The organism is Pseudomonas sp. GM30 (assembly GCF_000282275.2).
Classification (GTDB): Bacteria; Pseudomonadota; Gammaproteobacteria; order Pseudomonadales; family Pseudomonadaceae; genus Aquipseudomonas.
The window spans coordinates 1-16,827 of the sequence record NZ_AKJP02000006.1; the positions used below are offsets into that span (position 1 = coordinate 1).

The 16,827-nt window shown below is 55.4% G+C and carries 13 protein-coding genes, 4 tRNA genes and 1 rRNA gene; all 18 read left to right on the forward strand.

What is annotated here, in order from left to right:
* The first annotated feature begins 89 nt into the window (after positions 1-89).
* The 18 genes from rrf to rpsL all read left to right on the forward strand — a co-directional run bounded on the left by rrf (position 90) and on the right by rpsL (position 16,794).
* Positions 90-205, forward strand: a 5S ribosomal RNA gene (rrf, locus tag PMI25_RS04580).
* A gap of 132 nt (positions 206-337) precedes the next feature.
* Positions 338-1,291, forward strand: coding sequence for a bifunctional biotin--[acetyl-CoA-carboxylase] ligase/biotin operon repressor BirA (birA, locus tag PMI25_RS04585; protein ID WP_007962194.1), 954 nt, complete (start codon positions 338-340; stop codon positions 1,289-1,291).
* Positions 1,281-2,030, forward strand: coding sequence for a pantothenate kinase (locus PMI25_RS04590; RefSeq protein ID WP_007962193.1), 750 nt, complete (start codon positions 1,281-1,283; stop codon positions 2,028-2,030). Before birA ends, PMI25_RS04590 begins: the two co-directional genes overlap by 11 nt.
* A gap of 7 nt (positions 2,031-2,037) precedes the next feature.
* Positions 2,038-2,475: a hypothetical protein gene (locus PMI25_RS04595; protein WP_007962192.1), complete on the forward strand. Its 438-nt coding sequence runs from the start codon at positions 2,038-2,040 to the stop codon at positions 2,473-2,475.
* 142 nt (positions 2,476-2,617) lie between these two features.
* Positions 2,618-2,702 (forward strand) — tRNA-Tyr (locus tag PMI25_RS04600).
* A 24-nt stretch (positions 2,703-2,726) separates the two neighbouring features.
* Positions 2,727-2,800 (forward strand) — tRNA-Gly (locus PMI25_RS04605).
* A gap of 26 nt (positions 2,801-2,826) precedes the next feature.
* Positions 2,827-2,902: transfer RNA gene (locus PMI25_RS04610), tRNA-Thr, on the forward strand.
* 84 nt (positions 2,903-2,986) lie between these two features.
* Positions 2,987-4,180, forward strand: a complete 1,194-nt coding sequence (gene tuf / locus PMI25_RS04615) for an elongation factor Tu (RefSeq protein ID WP_024164425.1) — start codon at positions 2,987-2,989, stop codon at positions 4,178-4,180.
* Positions 4,181-4,233: 53 nt separating this feature from the next.
* Positions 4,234-4,309 (forward strand) — tRNA-Trp (locus PMI25_RS04620).
* A gap of 45 nt (positions 4,310-4,354) precedes the next feature.
* Positions 4,355-4,723, forward strand: coding sequence for a preprotein translocase subunit SecE (gene secE, locus PMI25_RS04625; RefSeq protein WP_007962231.1), 369 nt, complete (start codon positions 4,355-4,357; stop codon positions 4,721-4,723).
* Positions 4,724-4,732: 9 nt separating this feature from the next.
* A complete protein-coding gene (gene nusG, locus PMI25_RS04630) occupies positions 4,733-5,266 on the forward strand; it encodes a transcription termination/antitermination protein NusG (protein WP_025113545.1) in 534 nt (177 codons plus the stop codon).
* A gap of 117 nt (positions 5,267-5,383) precedes the next feature.
* A complete protein-coding gene (gene rplK / locus PMI25_RS04635) occupies positions 5,384-5,815 on the forward strand; it encodes a 50S ribosomal protein L11 (RefSeq protein WP_003228756.1) in 432 nt (143 codons plus the stop codon).
* Positions 5,815-6,510 (forward strand): 50S ribosomal protein L1, encoded by a 696-nt coding sequence (rplA, locus tag PMI25_RS04640; RefSeq protein ID WP_003228754.1) that lies wholly within the window; start codon positions 5,815-5,817, stop codon positions 6,508-6,510. The genes rplK and rplA overlap by 1 nt, the downstream gene beginning before the upstream one ends.
* A 198-nt stretch (positions 6,511-6,708) precedes the next feature.
* Positions 6,709-7,209, forward strand: a complete 501-nt coding sequence (gene rplJ, locus PMI25_RS04645; RefSeq protein WP_003228752.1) for a 50S ribosomal protein L10 — start codon at positions 6,709-6,711, stop codon at positions 7,207-7,209.
* A 74-nt stretch (positions 7,210-7,283) separates the two neighbouring features.
* Entirely contained in the window at positions 7,284-7,649 is a 366-nt protein-coding gene (gene rplL, locus PMI25_RS04650) for a 50S ribosomal protein L7/L12 (protein WP_007962228.1), read from the forward strand.
* Between the two features lie 221 nt (positions 7,650-7,870).
* Positions 7,871-11,944 (forward strand): DNA-directed RNA polymerase subunit beta, encoded by a 4,074-nt coding sequence (rpoB, locus tag PMI25_RS04655; protein ID WP_007962226.1) that lies wholly within the window; start codon positions 7,871-7,873, stop codon positions 11,942-11,944.
* Positions 11,945-12,007: 63 nt separating this feature from the next.
* On the forward strand, positions 12,008-16,207 hold the full coding sequence (gene rpoC, locus PMI25_RS04660) for a DNA-directed RNA polymerase subunit beta' (RefSeq protein ID WP_007962225.1): 4,200 nt from the start codon (positions 12,008-12,010) through the stop codon (positions 16,205-16,207).
* 215 nt (positions 16,208-16,422) lie between these two features.
* The gene (gene rpsL / locus PMI25_RS04665) at positions 16,423-16,794 is read left to right on the forward strand and encodes a 30S ribosomal protein S12 (protein ID WP_003186084.1); all 372 of its coding nucleotides are present in this window, start codon (positions 16,423-16,425) and stop codon (positions 16,792-16,794) included.
* The last annotated feature ends 33 nt before the right edge of the window (positions 16,795-16,827 follow it).

Here is a 16,827-nt window from a genome sequence, read left to right on the forward strand (position 1 = left end):
CTGAAAGTTCGCGCTGCTCACAAACACCTGTATCACATACCCGATTTACTGAAGCGAGGCCAACCGGTCGCGAGTCAGTACCCGAATTTCTTGACGACCATAGAGCGTTGGAACCACCTGATCCCATCCCGAACTCAGAAGTGAAACGATGCATCGCCGATGGTAGTGTGGGGTTTCCCCATGTGAGAGTAGGTCATCGTCAAGATTAAATTCCGAAACCCCAATTGCGAAAGCAGTTGGGGTTTTGTTTTGCCCGCAGGAAAGTGGTTTGCTTGATTTCTATGCAATCGCCCGGCTCATGGCTATTATTCGGGCCTCATTGTGAGGCGAGACCTGCATGCTGACGTTGTTGAATCTTTTAAAGGATGGTCGATTCCATTCTGGTCAGGCTCTGGGGGCTGCCCTGGGCATCAGTCGAAGTGCTGTATGGAAGCAGCTTCAGAATCTTGAGGCTGAGCTCGGGTTATCCATTAACAAGGTCCGGGGCCGAGGCTATCAATTGGCGGCTCCCCTGACATTGCTCGATCCTCTCAGCATAGGTGCTTTGACCCCGGTTTGGCCCATGACTGTCTTTGACTCCATTGACTCCACCAATGCAGAGGCGTTGCGTGCGATCAATCAAGGTCGCACAGCGCCGTTCCTGGTATTGGCAGAGAGACAGATTTCCGGTCGGGGACGAAGGGGGCGTAAGTGGGTAAGTCCCTTTGCTGAAAATCTCTATTACAGCCTGGTCTTGCGTATTGAGGGCGGCATGCGCCAGCTCGAGGGATTGAGTCTGGTTGTTGGTTTGGCGGTTATGCATACCCTGCGAAAGCTGGGTGTGTCAGGCGCAGGATTGAAGTGGCCTAACGATGTGTTGGTCGGAAACAAAAAAGTCGCGGGCATCCTCCTGGAGCTCGTCGGGGATCCTGCAGATTTTTGCCATGTAGTGCTAGGCATAGGCATTAATGTGAACATGCAGATTGCTGATGAGGTGGACCAGCAATGGACATCGATTCGACTGGAAACGGGCAAAAGCAGTGATCGCAATATCTTGGCGGCTGAGTTGAGCGAGCAGTTGAGTCGCTATATTCAGCGCCATCAGCTCGATGGTTTTTCGGAGCTCCAGGAGGAGTGGGAAAAATATCATATGTGGCAGGGGCGTCCGGTTTCGTTGATTGCGGGCGTTAGTCATATAGAGGGCGTGGTGCTCGGCATCGATAGTCAGGGTGCGCTGCGTTTGAAGGTGGATGGCGTGGAAAAAGTCTTTAATGGTGGTGAGCTCAGCCTGAGGTTGCGTGATGATTCTTGAGCTCGACTGTGGGAATAGCTTTATCAAGTGGCGTGTATTGAATACAGCTGCTGGCGGTCTGTTCGCGGAAGGTGTTGTCGACTCTGATCAAGCTCTGGTGGATAGCTTGTGCGCATTTGACAGCCTGTCGTTGCGTAAATGTCGGTTGGTCAGCGTAAGAACCAGCGAAGAAACTGCTGCGCTCACCCGAATTCTCGAGCAGACGTTCGGCATCTTGGTCGTGTGCGCCAAGTCGGCCAGTGAAATGTCTGGTGTCAGGAATGGCTATGACGACTATGAACGCTTGGGACTGGATCGCTGGTTGGCGATGCTCGGTGGCTTTCATCTGGCTGCCGGTGCCTGTCTTATTCTGGATTTTGGCACTGCTGTGACGGCCGACTTTATTAATGCCGAAGGTGAGCACCTCGGGGGATTCATTTGCCCAGGGATGCCCTTGATGCGTAACCAATTACGTACACATACCCGGAAAATCCGTTATGGGGACTTGGCTGCCGAAAAAGCGCTGACGAGCCATGTTCCGGGGCGCAGTACCGTAGAGGCGGTGGAGCGTGGGTGCTCTTTAATGTTGAGAGGCTTCGTCCTGACCCAGATGGAAATGGCTCGATCCTATTGGGGGGAGCGCTTTACTGTCTTTATTACCGGTGGCGATGCTGGTGTGGTGGCGGACGTCGTGCCTGATGCTCGGATCGTCCCCGACCTGGTATTTGTAGGGTTGGCGATGGCGTGTCCTTTAACTTGAGGTTTGTATGCGTTGGTTGTTCCTGCTGCTCGTTGTTCTCAATGTGTTCTATTACGTCTGGCATCAGCAGGAAGCGCCCTTGCGTGCAAAGGATGTCACGCCGCTCAGCATGTACCGTGGGTCCCAGCAAGATATTCGCTTATTGAGTGAGGCAGCTGGTAACTCTGGGGCGGGGCAGGGCGCGCGCCGTGCCGGACAGGAGTGTTTGTTCTTGGGTGGTTTGACTCAAGAAAGCAGCATTTCCGCGCTGCAGGTGCGTCTAGCTACCATGAATGTGAAGGTTCAGGTTTCGCAAAAGGATTTTCCCGAGCCTGGTTACTGGTTGCGTATTGCGCCCGAAAACCAACGTTTATTGGGGGATGTGCAGTTGCAAAACCTTTCCAAGGAATTCAATGAGTTAAAACATAAAATAATGCTGTGTGAGGGGGTTGCACCGCTGGAATAGTTTGCATAGAATGGCGCCCGCTCCACAGCGAACACCTAAACAGGTTGTCAAAGCGGGGCGACGTCAACGCAGCTAACCTCAGGTTTTTAATGAGAAAATGCTTGACAGAAGGTCGGCATAGTATAGAATGCCGGCTCGCTTAGGAGGGGTTCCCGAGCGGCCAAAGGGATCAGACTGTAAATCTGACGTCTACGACTTCGAAGGTTCGAATCCTTCCCCCTCCACCATTTTTAGCGTGAGCTGCAAGCTCCGCGGGTATAGTTTAGTGGTAGAACCTCAGCCTTCCAAGCTGATGATGCGGGTTCGATTCCCGCTACCCGCTCCAAGTTTGCAGGTTGTGCAAAGTGTTACGCTCTTGTAGCTCAGTTGGTAGAGCACACCCTTGGTAAGGGTGAGGTCAGCGGTTCAAATCCGCTCAAGAGCTCCATATGACAAGGCAGATATGAAAATATCTGCCTTTGTTTTAATGGTAGATATCGTTCGTCTAATTCTTCTGTTGAGGGTGTTATCGATGGCTAAGGAAAAATTTGATCGTTCCCTGCCCCACGTCAACGTAGGGACCATTGGTCACGTTGACCACGGTAAAACCACTCTGACCGCTGCTCTGACTCGCGTCTGCTCCGAAGTTTTCGGTTCGGCCGTAGTTGAATTCGACAAGATCGACAGCGCTCCAGAAGAAAAAGCTCGCGGTATCACCATCAACACCGCGCACGTTGAGTACAACTCGCTGATCCGTCACTACGCTCACGTTGACTGCCCAGGTCACGCTGACTATGTGAAGAACATGATCACCGGTGCTGCTCAAATGGACGGCGCTATTCTGGTTTGCTCGGCCGCTGATGGTCCGATGCCACAAACCCGTGAGCACATCCTGCTGTCCCGTCAGGTAGGCGTTCCGTACATCGTGGTTTTCCTGAACAAGGCTGACCTGGTAGACGACGCTGAGCTGCTGGAACTGGTTGAGATGGAAGTTCGCGACCTGCTGTCCACCTACGACTTCCCGGGCGATGACACTCCAATCATCATCGGTTCGGCTCGTATGGCGCTGGAAGGCAAAGACGACAACGAGATGGGCACCACTGCCGTCAAGAAGCTGGTTGAAACTCTGGACAGCTACATCCCAGAACCAGTTCGTATGATCGACAAGCCATTCCTGATGCCAATCGAGGACGTATTCTCGATCTCGGGTCGTGGTACTGTTGTGACTGGTCGTATCGAGCGCGGTATCGTTCGCGTTCAAGATGCTCTGGAAATCGTTGGTCTGCGTGATACCACCACCACCACCTGCACTGGTGTTGAGATGTTCCGCAAGCTGCTCGACGAAGGTCGTGCTGGCGAGAACTGCGGCGTTCTGCTGCGTGGTACCAAGCGTGACGACGTTGAGCGTGGCCAGGTTCTGGTCAAGCCAGGTTCGGTTAAGCCGCACACCAAGTTCACCGCAGAAGTTTACGTTCTGAGCAAGGAAGAAGGCGGCCGTCACACTCCGTTCTTCAAAGGCTACCGTCCACAGTTCTACTTCCGTACTACTGACGTGACTGGTAACTGCGAACTGCCAGAAGGCGTTGAAATGGTAATGCCAGGTGACAACATTCAGATGACTGTTACCCTGATCAAAACCATCGCGATGGAAGACGGTCTGCGTTTCGCTATCCGTGAAGGCGGTCGTACCGTCGGCGCGGGCGTCGTAGCCAAAATCATCGAATAAGCGGTTGTAATGTATTTTTCGGGCCGGCATAATGGTCGGCCTGATTTTGTTTTAGGTCAGTAGCTCAATTGGCAGAGCGACGGTCTCCAAAACCGTAGGTTGGGGGTTCGATTCCCTCCTGACCTGCCAGATTCACTCGGTGTGTCTGGCTTTCTTTTCACAGGATCTTCATAGATGACTCCTAAGGCTGAAGCTCAAGGCTCTCGCTTCGATCTGCTCAAGTGGCTTGTAGTAGTTGCTTTGGTGGTTGTTGGCGTTGTTGGCAATCAGTATTACGCTGCTTCGCCGATCCTGTACCGTGTACTCGCTTTGCTCGTCATTGCTGCTGTAGCTGCCTTTGTAGGCCTGCAGACTGCAAAGGGCAAGTCGTTCTTTGTACTGGTTAAGGAAGCGCGCACCGAGATTCGTAAAGTCGTATGGCCAACTCGCCAGGAAACCACGCAGACAACGTTGATCGTTGTTGCTGTGGTTATCGTTATGGCGTTGCTGTTGTGGGGTGTTGATTCCCTGCTCGGCTGGCTTGTTTCCTTGATTGTCGGCTAAGGGTGTCCCGTGGCTAAGCGTTGGTACGTTGTGCATGCTTACTCGGGTTACGAGAAGCATGTCATGCGCTCGCTGATTGAGCGCGTTAAGCTGGCTGGTATGGAAGATGGCTTCGGCGAAATTCTGGTTCCCACTGAAGAAGTGGTTGAAATGCGTAATGGCCAGAAGCGCAAAAGCGAACGCAAGTTCTTCCCAGGCTATGTGCTGGTACAGATGGATATGAACGAGGGTACTTGGCACTTGGTCAAGGACACTCCTCGGGTGATGGGCTTCATTGGCGGTACTGCCGACAAGCCTGCGCCAATCACCGACAAAGAGGCGGAAGCCATTCTGCGTCGTGTGGCCGATGGTAGTGATAAGCCGAAGCCGAAGACTCTGTTTGAGCCGGGTGAAGTGGTTCGTGTTACTGACGGTCCGTTCGCTGACTTTAACGGCACCGTCGAAGAAGTTAACTACGAAAAGAGCCGTGTCCAGGTGGCAGTGCTTATTTTCGGTCGCTCTACCCCGGTAGAGTTGGAGTTCAGTCAGGTCGAAAAGGTCTAACTGAACAAGCATCCCAACCCCGCAGCCCTAGGCTGTGGGGTTTTGTCGTCACTGGGATAAACGCGCAAGTAACCGGGGAGCCTTTCGAGGCGTTCGAACCCGTAATTGGAGTGCCTCATGGCCAAGAAGATTACCGCTTACATCAAGCTGCAAGTGAAGGCCGCTCAGGCTAACCCAAGCCCACCTGTTGGTCCTGCTCTGGGTCAGCACGGCGTGAACATCATGGAATTCTGCAAGGCTTTCAACGCCCGTACTCAGGGTCTTGAAGCAGGTCTGCCGACTCCAGTGATCATCACTGTTTACAGCGACCGTAGCTTCACTTTCGAAACCAAATCCACCCCTGCTTCGGTTCTGCTGAAGAAGGCGGCCGGTCTGACCAGCGGTTCCGCTCGTCCGAACACCGTTAAGGTTGGCACTGTTACCCGTGCTCAGCTGGAAGAAATCGCGAAAACCAAAAACGCGGATCTGACTGCAGCTGATATGGATGCAGCCGTGCGTACTATCGCCGGTTCTGCTCGTAGCATGGGCCTTAACGTGGAGGGTGTGTAATGGCTAAGCTGACCAAGCGTCAAAAGGCTATCGCCGGCAAAATCGAAGCAGGCAAGGCCTACAACATTGTAGACGCTGCTGCTCTGCTGGCTGAGCTGTCGACTGTCAAGTTCAGCGAGTCGTTCGACGTTGCTGTAAACCTGGGTGTAGACCCGCGTAAATCCGACCAGGTTGTTCGTAGCGCTACTGTGCTGCCACACGGCACTGGCAAGACTGTTCGCGTTGCTGTCTTCACTCAGGGTCCAGCTGCTGAGGCCGCTCTGGCTGCCGGCGCTGACCGTGTAGGTATGGACGACCTGGCTGCCGAAATGAAAGGCGGCGACCTGAACTATGACGTAGTGATCGCATCCCCGGATGCCATGCGCGTTGTAGGTCAACTGGGTCAGATCCTCGGTCCACGTGGCCTGATGCCTAACCCGAAAGTCGGCACCGTAACTCCAGACGTAGCTACCGCGGTTAAAAACGCCAAGGCTGGTCAGGTTCGTTATCGCACCGACAAAAACGGCATCATCCACACCTCCGTTGGCAAGATCGGTTTCGATGCCGTCAAGCTGAAGGAAAACGTTGAAGCCCTGATCGCTGACCTGAAGCGTATCAAACCAGCTTCCTCGAAAGGTATCTACGTCAAGCGCGTTACCCTGAGCACCACTATGGGCCCAGGTCTGGTTATCGACCAGAGCTCGCTGGACGCGTAAGACAAAGGTTGGTGCGATTATTCGCGCCAATTGAAAGATTGGGGTCCCTGCCTGGCGGGGGCTATCCAAGACCGTAGGCGGCGCAAGCCTTAAACCACAAGCCTACGCAGATGGTGCTCCCGGTTCCTTACCGAATCAGACACCAAAACGACATTCGGTTTCGACCGAGTGAAACGGTAACAAGCAGGAGTTAAACCCGTGGCAATTAATCTCGAAGACAAGAAGGCCATCGTCGCTGAAGTCAACGAGGCTGCCAAAGTCGCTCTGTCCGCTGTCGTGGTTGATGCCCGTGGCGTAACAGTAGGCGCAATGACCGGACTCCGTAAAGAGGCTCGTGAAGCTGGCGTTTACGTACGTGTTGTACGTAACACCCTGCTCAAGCGCGCAGTTGCTGACACTGAATACAGTGTCCTCAACGACGTGTTCACCGGCCCGACCCTGATTGCATTCTCGAACGAACATCCGGGCGCTGCTGCTCGTATCTTCAAAGAGTTTGCCAAGGGTCAGGACAAGTTCGAGATCAAGGCAGCTGCGTTCGAGGGCAAGTTCCTCGCAGCTAATCAGATCGACGTACTGGCAACTCTGCCGACCCGTGACGAAGCAATTTCTCAGCTGATGAGCGTGATTCAAGGCGCTACCAGCAAGTTGGCTCGTACTCTGGCGGCAATTCGCGACCAGAAAGAAGCTGCCGCAGCCTAAGGCTCGTCAACTTCTCGCGTTTTTTGTTTATTTCGATGGTCGCGTAGGCCGTCCCCCAATTCAGGAATTGAGTCATGTCTCTGACTAACGAACAAATCATCGAAGCAATCGGCCAGAAATCCGTAGTGGAAATCGTTGAGCTGATCAAAGCGATGGAAGAAACCTTCGGTGTTACCGCTGCCGCCGCTTCGGCTGGCCCAGCTGTAGCTGCTGCTGCTGTTGAAGAGCAAACCGAGTTCAACGTTGTTCTGCTGGAAGCTGGCGAGAAGAAGGTTAACGTGATCAAGGCAGTTCGTGAACTGACCGGTCTGGGCCTGAAAGAAGCCAAAGAGAAAGTAGACGGCGCTCCTCAGGTTGTAGCTGAAGGCGTTTCGAAAGAAGCTGCTGAAGACGCCAAGAAGAAGCTGGAAGAAGCAGGCGCTAAAGTCGAGCTGAAATAAGTATCGACTTTGCTCCTCCAGCCCGAGCGTCAAGCGACAGGCTGATGGCTGGTGGCTCTTGCCACCGGCCTTTTTCCGTTATTGGCAGCCGACTGGGTCGGTGCTGATAAAGGCGCTGTAACCACCCGATGCGGTGGCGCAAACCATGGGGTTTGCACGATTTTCTGGCTGCTCCCGTCGGGAGGGGCCAAACAAGCAGGTGACCAAGCTGGGGAACGCTGATGGCTTACTCATATACTGAGAAAAAACGTATCCGCAAGGACTTTAGCAAGTTGCCGGACGTCATGGATGTGCCGTACCTCCTGGCCATCCAGCTGGATTCGTATCGTGAATTCTTGCAAGCGGGAGCGACTAAAGATCAGTTCCGCGACGTGGGCCTGCATGCGGCCTTCAAATCCGTTTTCCCGATCATCAGCTACTCCGGCAATGCTGCGCTGGAGTACGTCGGTTATCGCCTGGGCGAACCGGCATTTGATGTCAAAGAATGCGTATTGCGCGGTGTAACTTTCGCCGTACCTTTGCGGGTAAAAGTGCGCCTGATCATTTTCGACAAAGAATCGTCGAACAAAGCGATCAAGGACATCAAAGAGCAAGAAGTCTACATGGGCGAAATCCCATTGATGACTGAGAACGGTACCTTCGTAATCAACGGTACCGAGCGTGTTATCGTTTCCCAGCTGCACCGTTCCCCGGGCGTGTTCTTCGACCACGACCGCGGCAAGACGCACAGCTCCGGTAAACTGCTGTACTCCGCGCGCATCATCCCTTACCGCGGTTCGTGGCTGGACTTCGAGTTCGACCCGAAAGACTGCGTATTCGTGCGTATCGACCGTCGTCGCAAACTGCCGGCCTCGGTACTGCTGCGCGCGCTCGGCTACACCACCGAAGAAGTGCTGGACGCGTTCTACACCACCAACGTATTCCACGTTAAAGGCGAAGGCCTGAGCCTGGAGCTGGTGCCTCAGCGTCTGCGCGGTGAAGTGGCTGTCCTCGATATCCAGGATGATAAAGGCAAGGTGATTGTCGAGCAGGGCCGTCGTATTACTGCCCGCCACATCAACCAGCTGGAAAAGGCCGGGATCAAAGAGCTGGACGTGCCTCTGGACTATGTCCTGGGTCGCACTACCGCCAAGGTCATCGTGCATCCGGCCACCGGCGAAATCCTGGCAGAGTGCAATACCGAGCTGTCGACTGAAGTCCTGGCGAAAATCGCCAAGGCCGGCGTCGTTCGCATCGAAACTCTGTACACCAACGACATCGACTGCGGTCCGTTCATCTCCGACACGCTGAAGATCGACTCCACCAGCAACCAATTGGAAGCGCTGGTCGAGATCTATCGCATGATGCGTCCAGGCGAGCCGCCAACCAAAGACGCTGCCGAGACCCTGTTCAACAACCTGTTCTTCAGCCCTGAGCGCTATGACCTGTCTGCGGTCGGCCGGATGAAGTTCAACCGTCGTATCGGTCGTACCGAGATCGAAGGGTCGGGCGTGCTGTGCAAGGAAGATATCGTCGCGGTCCTGAAGACTCTGGTCGACATCCGTAACGGTAAAGGCATCGTCGATGACATCGACCACCTGGGTAACCGTCGTGTTCGCTGCGTAGGCGAAATGGCCGAGAACCAGTTCCGCGTTGGCCTGGTACGTGTTGAGCGTGCGGTCAAAGAGCGTCTGTCGATGGCTGAAAGCGAAGGCCTGATGCCGCAAGACCTGATCAACGCCAAGCCAGTGGCTGCGGCGGTGAAGGAGTTCTTCGGTTCCAGCCAGCTCTCGCAGTTCATGGACCAGAACAACCCGCTGTCCGAGATCACCCACAAGCGTCGTGTCTCTGCACTCGGCCCTGGCGGCCTGACTCGTGAGCGCGCAGGCTTTGAAGTCCGTGACGTACACCCGACTCACTACGGTCGTGTCTGCCCGATTGAAACGCCGGAAGGTCCGAACATCGGTCTGATCAACTCCCTGGCTGCTTATGCCCGCACCAACCAGTACGGCTTCCTGGAAAGCCCGTACCGTGTGGTGAAAGAAGGCGTGGTCACCGACGAGATCGTGTTCCTGTCCGCCATTGAAGAAGCCGATCATGTGATCGCGCAGGCTTCGGCGACCATGAACGACCAGAAAGTCCTGATCGACGAACTGGTAGCCGTACGTCACCTGAACGAATTCACCGTCAAGGCGCCGGAAGACGTCACCCTGATGGACGTTTCGCCGAAGCAGGTAGTTTCGGTCGCAGCGTCGCTGATTCCGTTCCTCGAGCACGACGACGCCAACCGTGCGTTGATGGGTTCGAACATGCAGCGTCAAGCTGTACCAACCCTGCGCGCTGACAAGCCGCTGGTGGGTACCGGCATGGAGCGTAACGTGGCTCGCGACTCCGGCGTTTGCGTCGTGGCTCGTCGTGGCGGCGTGATCGACTCCGTTGATGCCAGTCGTATCGTGGTTCGTGTTGCCGATGACGAAGTTGAAACTGGCGAAGCTGGTGTCGACATCTACAACCTGACCAAATACACCCGCTCGAACCAGAACACCTGCATCAACCAGCGTCCGCTGGTGAGCAAGGGTGATCGCGTTCAGCGTAGCGACATCATGGCCGACGGCCCGTCCACCGACATGGGTGAACTGGCACTGGGTCAGAACATGCGCATCGCGTTCATGGCATGGAACGGCTTCAACTTCGAAGACTCCATCTGCCTGTCCGAGCGTGTGGTTCAGGAAGACCGTTTCACCACGATCCACATTCAGGAACTGACCTGTGTGGCCCGTGACACCAAGCTTGGCCCAGAGGAAATCACTGCGGACATCCCGAACGTGGGTGAAGCTGCACTGAACAAGCTGGACGAAGCCGGTATCGTTTACGTAGGTGCTGAAGTAGGCGCAGGCGACATCCTGGTCGGTAAGGTCACTCCGAAAGGCGAGACCCAACTGACTCCGGAAGAAAAACTGCTGCGTGCGATCTTCGGTGAAAAAGCCAGCGACGTTAAAGACACTTCCCTGCGTGTACCTACCGGTACCAAAGGTACTGTCATCGACGTTCAGGTCTTCACCCGCGACGGCGTTGAGCGTGATGCTCGTGCACTGTCGATCGAGAAGTCCCAGCTGGACGAGATTCGCAAGGATCTGAACGAAGAGTTCCGTATCGTTGAAGGCGCGACCTTCGAACGTCTGCGCTCCGCTCTGGTAGGCCACAAGGCTGAAGGCGGCGCCGGTCTGAAGAAAGGTCAGGACATCACCGACGAAGTTCTCGACGGTCTTGAGCATGGTCAGTGGTTCAAACTGCGCATGGCTGAAGATGCTCTGAACGAGCAGCTCGAGAAGGCTCAGGCCTACATCGTTGATCGTCGCCGTCTGCTGGACGACAAGTTCGAAGACAAGAAGCGCAAACTGCAGCAGGGCGATGACCTGGCTCCAGGCGTGCTGAAAATCGTCAAGGTTTACCTGGCAATCCGTCGTCGCATCCAGCCGGGCGACAAGATGGCCGGTCGTCACGGTAACAAGGGTGTGGTCTCCGTGATCATGCCGGTTGAAGACATGCCGCACGATGCCAATGGCACCCCGGTCGACGTCGTCCTCAACCCATTGGGCGTACCTTCGCGTATGAACGTTGGTCAGATCCTTGAAACCCACCTGGGCCTCGCGGCCAAAGGTCTGGGCGAGAAGATCAACCGGATGGTCGAAGAGCAGCGTAAAGTCGCTGAACTGCGCACCTTCCTGGACGAGATCTACAACCAGATCGGCGGTCGTAACGAAGATCTGGACAGCTTCTCCGATCAGGAAATCCTGGATCTGGCGAAGAACCTGCGTGGCGGTGTTCCAATGGCCACTCCAGTGTTCGACGGTGCCAAGGAAAGCGAAATCAAGGCCATGCTGAAACTGGCAGACCTGCCGGAAAGCGGCCAGATGCAGCTGACTGACGGCCGTACCGGCAACAAGTTCGAGCGTCCAGTTACCGTTGGCTACATGTACATGCTGAAGCTGAACCACTTGGTAGACGACAAGATGCACGCGCGTTCTACCGGTTCGTACAGCCTGGTTACCCAGCAGCCGCTGGGTGGTAAGGCGCAGTTCGGTGGTCAGCGTTTCGGGGAGATGGAGGTCTGGGCACTGGAAGCATACGGTGCTGCTTACACTCTGCAAGAAATGCTCACAGTGAAGTCGGACGATGTGAACGGCCGTACCAAGATGTACAAAAACATCGTGGATGGCGATCACCGTATGGAGCCGGGCATGCCCGAGTCCTTCAACGTGTTGATCAAGGAAATTCGTTCCCTCGGCATCGATATCGATCTGGAAACCGAATAACACGTGACGCGATCGAGAGCGGGGCAGGATTGCCCGCTCTCTGCTCCGCCAGGAGGAAAGGCCTTGAAAGACCTACTGAATTTGCTGAAAAACCAGGGTCAAGTCGAAGAGTTCGACGCCATCCGTATCGGATTGGCCTCGCCTGAGATGATCCGCTCGTGGTCGTTCGGTGAAGTTAAAAAGCCGGAAACCATCAACTACCGTACGTTCAAACCTGAGCGTGACGGTCTGTTCTGCGCCAAGATCTTTGGCCCGGTAAAGGATTACGAGTGCCTGTGCGGTAAGTACAAGCGCTTGAAGCACCGTGGTGTGATCTGCGAGAAGTGCGGCGTTGAAGTTGCACTGGCCAAGGTTCGTCGTGAGCGCATGGCGCACATCGAACTGGCTTCGCCGGTTGCCCACATCTGGTTCCTGAAATCGCTGCCGTCCCGTATCGGCCTGCTGATGGACATGACCCTGCGTGATATCGAGCGCGTTCTCTACTTCGAGAGCTATGTCGTTATCGACCCGGGCATGACCACCCTTGAAAAAGGTCAGCTGCTGAACGACGAGCAGTACTTCGAAGCGCTGGAAGAGTTCGGTGACGACTTCGACGCCCGCATGGGTGCTGAGGCTGTCCGTGAACTGCTGCACGCTATCGACCTGGAGCACGAGATTGGCCGTCTGCGCGAAGAGATTCCGCAAACCAACTCGGAAACCAAGATCAAGAAGCTGTCCAAGCGTCTGAAGTTGATGGAAGCCTTCCAGGGTTCCGGCAACCTGCCAGAGTGGATGGTGCTGACCGTTCTGCCGGTTCTGCCGCCAGATCTGCGTCCACTGGTCCCGCTGGATGGCGGTCGTTTCGCGACTTCCGACCTCAACGATCTGTATCGTCGAGTGATCAACCGTAACAACCGTTTGAAGCGCCTGCTGGATCTGTCCGCTCCGGACATCATCGTGCGCAACGAAAAGCGTATGTTGCAGGAAGCTGTCGATGCACTGCTCGACAACGGTCGTCGTGGCCGCGCTATCACCGGTTCGAACAAGCGTCCTCTGAAATCCCTGGCTGACATGATCAAGGGTAAGCAAGGTCGTTTCCGTCAGAACTTGCTCGGTAAGCGTGTTGACTACTCCGGTCGTTCGGTAATTACCGTAGGTCCGACCCTGCGTCTGCACCAGTGCGGTCTGCCGAAGAAGATGGCTCTCGAGCTGTTCAAACCGTTCATTTTCGGCAAGCTGGAAATGCGTGGTCTGGCGACCACCATCAAAGCGGCCAAGAAAATGGTCGAGCGCGAACTGCCAGAGGTTTGGGACGTTCTCGCTGAAGTGATTCGCGAACACCCGGTTCTTCTCAACCGTGCACCGACCCTTCACCGTCTGGGTATTCAAGCGTTTGAACCGGTACTGATCGAAGGTAAGGCTATTCAGCTGCACCCGCTGGTCTGCGCCGCGTACAACGCCGACTTCGACGGCGACCAAATGGCCGTGCACGTACCGCTGACGCTGGAAGCCCAGCTCGAAGCGCGTGCGTTGATGATGTCGACCAACAACATTCTGTCGCCAGCCAACGGTGAGCCAATCATCGTTCCGTCGCAGGACGTTGTATTGGGTCTGTACTACATGACTCGTGAAGCGATCAACGCCAAGGGCGAAGGTCGTGTGTTCGCGGATCTGCAGGAAGTTGACCGTGTGTTCCGTGCCGGCGAAGCCGCACTGCACGCCAAGGTCAAGGTTCGTATCAACGAAACCGTCAACGACCGTGACGGCAACAGCGTGAGCGGTACCCGTATCGTCGACACCACCGTCGGCCGTGCGCTGCTGTTCCAGGTTGTGCCAAAAGGTCTGTCGTACGACGTCGTCAACCTGCCGATGAAGAAAAAGGCGATCTCCAAGCTGATCAACCAGTGCTACCGCGTGGTTGGTCTGAAAGAGACCGTGATCTTCGCTGACCAGTTGATGTACACCGGTTTCGCTTACTCGACCATCTCCGGCGTTTCCATCGGTGTTAACGACTTCGTTATCCCGGACGAAAAAGCCCGCATCATCGGTGCAGCCACCGACGAAGTGAAAGAGATCGAGAGCCAGTACGCCTCCGGCCTGGTAACCCAGGGCGAGAAGTACAACAAAGTGATCGACCTTTGGTCGAAGGCGAACGACGAAGTTTCCAAGGCGATGATGGCCAACCTCTCGAAAGAGAAGGTCATCGACCGTCACGGCGACGAAGTCGACCAAGAGTCCTTCAACTCGATGTACATGATGGCCGACTCGGGTGCGCGGGGTTCCGCAGCACAGATTCGTCAGCTGGCCGGTATGCGTGGTCTGATGGCCAAGCCGGACGGTTCCATCATTGAAACGCCGATTACTGCGAACTTCCGTGAAGGTCTGAGCGTACTCCAGTACTTCATCTCGACTCACGGTGCTCGTAAAGGTCTGGCGGATACCGCGTTGAAAACTGCGAACTCCGGTTACCTGACTCGTCGTCTGGTAGACGTGGCGCAGGATCTGGTTGTAACCGAGATCGATTGCGGCACCGAACACGGTCTGCTGATGACTCCGCACATTGAAGGCGGTGACGTTGTAGAGCCGTTGGGTGAGCGCGTATTGGGTCGTGTTATTGCCCGTGACGTATTCAAGCCAGGCACCGAGGACGTTATCGTTCCTGCCGGTACTCTGGTAGACGAGAAGTGGGTCGAGTTCATCGAGCTGAACAGCATCGACGAAGTGATCGTGCGTTCGCCGATCAGCTGCGAAACCCGCTATGGCATTTGCGCCAAGTGCTACGGCCGTGATCTGGCTCGTGGTCACCAGGTGAACATCGGTGAAGCGGTCGGCGTTATCGCTGCCCAGTCCATCGGTGAGCCGGGTACCCAGCTGACGATGCGTACGTTCCACATCGGTGGTGCGGCAAGCCGTACTTCCGCAGCCGACAGCGTTCAGGTGAAGAATGGCGGTACTGTCCGTCTGCACAACCTGAAACACGTTGAGCGAGTGGATGGCCACCTGGTTGCTGTGTCCCGTTCCGGTGAGCTGGCAATCGCTGATGACTTCGGTCGTGAGCGTGAGCGTTACAAGCTGCCGTACGGTGCTGTGATCTCGGTTAAAGAAGGTGACAAGGTCGACGCTGGTGCAATCGTGGCCAAGTGGGATCCGCACACTCACCCGATCGTTACCGAAATGAAAGGTACCGTGACCTACGTGGGCATGGAAGAAGGCATCACGATCAAGCGTCAGACTGACGAATTGACCGGTATGACCAACATTGAAGTACTCGACGCGAAAGATCGTCCAGCTGCGGGCAAAGAAATCCGTCCGGCAGTGAAGATGGTCGACGACAACGGCAAGGATCTGTTGCTGCCAGGCACTGACGTTATCGCTCAGTACTTCCTGCCAGCCAACGCCCTGGTCGGTGTTGCGGACGGTGCGAAGATCGCGATCGGTGATGTTATCGCGCGTATCCCGCAAGAAACTTCGAAGACTCGTGACATCACCGGTGGTCTGCCGCGTGTTGCCGACCTGTTCGAAGCCCGTCGTCCGAAAGAAGCGTCGATTCTGGCTGAAGTCAGCGGCACCATCGCGTTCGGTAAAGAGACCAAAGGCAAGCGCCGTCTGGTCATTACCCCGAACGACGGTAGCGATCCGTACGAAGAGCTGATTCCAAAGTGGCGTCACCTGAACGTGTTCGAAGGCGAACAGGTAAACCGCGGCGAAGTTATCTCCGACGGTCCAAGCGATCCGCACGACATCCTGCGTCTGCTGGGTGTGAGCGCGCTGGCCAAGTACATCGTGAACGAGATCCAGGACGTTTACCGTCTGCAAGGCGTGAAGATCAACGACAAGCACATCGAGACCATCCTGCGTCAGATGCTGCGTAAAGTTGAGATCTCCGAGTCTGGCGATTCCAGCTTCATCAAGGGCGACCAGATGGAACTGACTCACGTACTGGTAGAGAACGAGCGTCTGAACGCGGAAGACAAGTTTGTCTCCAAGTTCACCCGCGTTCTGCTGGGTATCACCAAGGCGTCGTTGTCGACCGAATCGTTCATCTCGGCGGCTTCCTTCCAGGAAACCACTCGCGTACTGACCGAAGCGGCTGTCACCGGCAAGCGCGACTACCTGCGCGGCCTGAAAGAAAACGTGGTTGTGGGTCGTCTGATCCCGGCCGGTACCGGTCTGGCTTATCACAGCGAGCGCAAGCGTCGCCGTGATGCAGACAAGCCGTTGCGCGTAAGCGCCAGTGAAGTGGAAGCTGCACTGACCGAAGCGCTGAACTCGAGCGGTAACTGAGTTCTGCGGAAAATAAGCTGAGGCCCTGATCGCTCCGTTCGTCGAATCGAGACAAATTGTCAAGGTTCGACGGGCGGGGAGGTCGGGGCCTTGCCTTGACTGGGGACAAGATCCTCTTTAGACTCTTGATCCCCTAAATTTGGCGGGAATCCGTTCCTGTCATTTTGCTTTTCTTGCAAGACAATAGCGTCGCAAGACAACAGTGGAGCTAGTAGATGGCAACTATCAACCAGCTGGTACGTCAGCCGCGTAAGCGTATCGTCGAGAAATCCGACGTACCTGCGCTGCAGAACTGCCCGCAACGTCGTGGCGTGTGCACCCGTGTGTACACCACTACGCCGAAAAAACCTAACTCGGCACTGCGTAAAGTATGCCGTGTGCGTCTGACCAACGGTTTCGAGGTTTCCTCGTACATCGGTGGTGAAGGCCACAACCTGCAAGAGCACAGCGTGGTACTGATCCGCGGCGGTCGTGTAAAAGACTTGCCAGGTGTTCGTTACCACACCGTTCGCGGCTCCTTGGATACTTCCGGCGTTAAAGGCCGTAACCAGGGTCGTTCGAAGTACGGTACCAAGCGTCCGAAGTAATCGGTCGTTTTGCAGATTTTCATTTTATTGAGT